Below are 3,314 nucleotides of genomic sequence, written 5' to 3'. Positions count from 1 at the left end.
CGGGCTCGGAACCTGGTGAATCGCACAGAAACCGATGACCTGGTCACCGGCGATGACGGCCGCGGCTCCCACCTGCGGTCTCCCTTCCATCCGATCAATCTGCGAGCAGTTCCCACCCGGACAGTTCCGGTCAGTTAAGTTTGATCACAGCACCCTGCACGGTCACATCCGCGCTGCTACGCAGCGTCAGGCCCGCATCCGCGGAGATCGAGCCCTTGCCGCGCGCAGAGATGTCCAGATCGCCGTCGGCCGACACGCTCAGCTTTCCCTTGGCCCGAACGGTCACATCCGCCTCGGTCTCCACCGTCAGGCCACCCCCGTCGTGGTCCAGCAGAATCCGGACCCGGCCGCCGCTGGTCGCAATCTCGATCCGTTCGGCACCGTCGGCGTCGCTCACGACGATCTCGTGACCCTTGCGGCTGCGCAGCCCCCGGCGGACCACCTGGCCGGCCGCGCCGTCGACGCCGCCGTCGAACGGCGGCGGGTCCACCCCGTTGTAGAAGCCACCGATGACGAACGGGCGGCGCGGGTCACCCTGCTCGAAGATGACGAGAACCTCGTCGTCGACCTCCGGCAGCACCAGCAACCCACGATCGGGACCGGCGCCGGGCATCGCCACCCGCGCCCAGTCGGATTCATAGTCCCCGGACAGCCACGGCAACTTCACCCGCACCCGGCCGCGGTGCTCGGGATCGGTGATGTTCGTGACGACGGCGGGCACGGCACCGGCGATGCCCGGACGGCGTGGCCGCGGCGCCGAGGTGAGCCCCAGCAGCGAACGGTCGTGTGATCCGCTCGCGGTGAACCGGGTCCGGTAACCCGATCTCCCGAACACATGCTCGGCATGGGAGAGCGTGAACCTGCCGTCGAGGCGACCGCCGGTCTGTCCGACACTCACCGCCACCCCAGCCAGCAACCGAGGGTCGCCGTGCGCGACTCCCTCGGCAGCCAGGCTGGTGCTCGCGATCCGTTCCGCCGCGGCCTGCGCCGCCGCGTCGCATTCCGCCTGGGTCGCCAGGGGCAGCGACACGGTGACGTGCCGGGCCGCCGTACCACCGGAACCACCAGCGCCGGAACCACCCGAGGCGAGGTCGCCCGGCGCGTCGCGGACCTGCGCCGCGCGGGTGCGCGCCGGTGCCGTGGCCACCAGTTCCCGCTTGTTGCGGTCGTCCCAGCCGCGAACCTCCACCTCGGCGACCTGCTGGGCTGCCGTGACCCGAGCGCAGAACACCTCCAGGTTGCCACCCGGCGTCAGCGCGAGCCTGTCCTGACTGTCATAGTTGCCCGGCTGCGGACCGTCGCCCGCGTCGGTCGGCCGGACGAAATCCAGCTTTCCCGCGCGGATGAGCAGCTGGCGGTCGATCTCGCGGGCACGCCGGCCAAGGAACTCCCAGTGGGTCTCGTTCACCTGACCTACATGATCGTGTACGACGGACGTCGCCTGGATCGTCCCGGTCGCGATCCCCACCTCGGTGGCTATCCGTCGGACCAGATCGGAATCGGTGACATTGGCGTAGGTTGCCGTGTGCACACCGTTGAACAACGCGTACGAGCTGTCATAGCCGACCGCGGTGGCGGTGGCGCCCCGCTCGTCATACTCGAAGCCGAGGCTGTAGATCGTGCCCTCGAACAGGGTCTGCTCCGCGGTATCACCAGGACGGACCGCAGCGACCCGCAGTGCCGCCCGGAATTCGAAACCGGCCCGGGTGAGCATCTCCCGCCCCGGGTCGTCGAGAACGAGCCGACAGGAGTCCGGCGCGGCCAGGTCACTGTTCACCACCACTGTGCGGACGCACTCGGCGACATCAAGGGGTACCCGGCGACCATCGAGGTAGAGGGCGGGCAGTGCCCCGTAGGTGTTCTCGGGTGGCACCGTCTCACCGCCGGTCCAGGTCGGCCCGGGCGGGCAGCAGCAGGTGCCGCCCGATCGGCAGCCGCATCGGATCATCAACGCCGTTGACCTCGGCCAGCGCCCGCCAGCATGCGGCGTCGCCGTAGGTCCGGTAGGCGATGCCGGCAAGTGTGTCGCCCAGCGTTATCTCATGGGAACGCCGGGCGGCGCGCGCCCCGGACGTCGGGTTGGTCCCGGCTACCGGCTGCGGGGTCGCCTTCATCCCTAGCGACACCTCGGCCCGGATCGGTGCCCCGGACCGGCTGAACAGCACGCAATTGGCCTCGACGCTGGTGAGATGGCCGACGAACTTACGGTCCAGGCCGACCGCGAAACCACCCCAGTTGAACAGCAGCTCGGGTGGGCTCGGCGACGGCCCGTTGCGGGAGTCCTCGGTCGGGTTCGTCCAGTCCATGAACTGCTGTATCTCGACCATGACGCTGTGCCCCGGCCGTGCGCTCGCGTCCAGCAGCAGGCTGAACTGCATCTCCACCTCACCTGGGCCGCGATAGTGCGGGCGGGCCGAATCCCGGGCCGCCTGGACCGGCTCGCGGTGGAACTCCGCGCGTTTGGCCATCCGTACCGTCGACGGGTTGAAGTGGAAGGTGACCCTCGTCCCCGGGTGGTCACGCTCACACAGATATGCCTTTGCAAACTCCATCGCGACCCCCTTAGGTCACCAGTTGGTAATCACTGGGCCAGAAACCCCTGGTGGGCGAGTTCGAGCGTTTCGGTGGCGACCTTTGCCTGGTCCGTTGACAGGTGGGGTCCGCTGTAGCGAACGGGGCACACACCCATCATCGTCCACTCCGCGACCGGCTCCCGGTTGTCGTTGAAGGCTACGATCGTCGCGACCGCCGGCCGACCGCTGCCCTCCCGCCGGAACGAGCTGAACCACCCGCTCAGACCCTTGGTCGACCCGTCGACCGGACGGGTGAGTTTGAGGTTCTGATAGTGGACGCGCCCGAGCAGCTGGTGCTGGAACCCGTTCTCGCCGCCCTCGTCGTAGGTTTTCACCTCGTAACTGGCCTCCAGCCCCTCGATCGCGGTGAACGCGCCGAGATCGACACCATCAATCACGACATCGAAGCGGAGGCTGTTCGCGGGCTCGGACACGGGTTGGCTCCTGGTATGCGAGATCAGGCTGGTCAGGCGGGATCGGCGAGCAGACCGCGACGCTCACGGTCAGCAAGTAGGTCGGCCCGGAGCCGACGGGTGATGCGTTCGTACAGCTCGTCCACCAGGGCGGGCAGATCGATCTGCGGTGACGCGGACTCGCCGCTCCCCGCTGCGGAGAGGGTGGCCGGTGCCGGTGCCGGTGCCGGTAGCACGGCAACATCCACCTGCCGTGCGACAACCACGTCGCTGGACCTGACGATCGGCTGCCCACGATGTGGCGCCGCAGTCACGCCGGGGACTGCGG

General features: G+C 68.7%; 3 protein-coding genes and 1 pseudogene. All 4 read right to left on the bottom strand.

The annotated features are described in order from the left end of the window. Positions 1–130: 130 nt before the first annotated feature. Complete coding sequence (locus U9980_RS24040) at positions 131–1,873, bottom strand: VgrG-related protein (protein WP_322770011.1); 1,743 nt, start codon at positions 1,871–1,873, stop codon at positions 131–133. A 4-nt stretch (positions 1,874–1,877) separates the two neighbouring features. After that, entirely contained in the window at positions 1,878–2,552 is a 675-nt protein-coding gene (locus U9980_RS24035) for a LysM peptidoglycan-binding domain-containing protein (RefSeq protein WP_322770010.1), read from the bottom strand. A gap of 29 nt (positions 2,553–2,581) precedes the next feature. After that, positions 2,582–3,007, bottom strand: a complete 426-nt coding sequence (locus U9980_RS24030) for a phage tail protein (RefSeq protein WP_322753273.1) — start codon at positions 3,005–3,007, stop codon at positions 2,582–2,584. 32 nt (positions 3,008–3,039) lie between these two features. Next, positions 3,040–3,314: pseudogene (locus U9980_RS24025) on the bottom strand (hypothetical protein); the annotation flags it as partial.

It is taken from the genome of Protofrankia sp. Cr1, from assembly GCF_963555865.1.
In the GTDB taxonomy this organism is placed as follows: domain Bacteria; phylum Actinomycetota; class Actinomycetes; order Frankiales; family Frankiaceae; genus Protofrankia.
The sequence above is the reverse complement of the archived record's forward strand: the minus strand, read 5'-3'. Positions and strand labels throughout refer to the sequence as shown.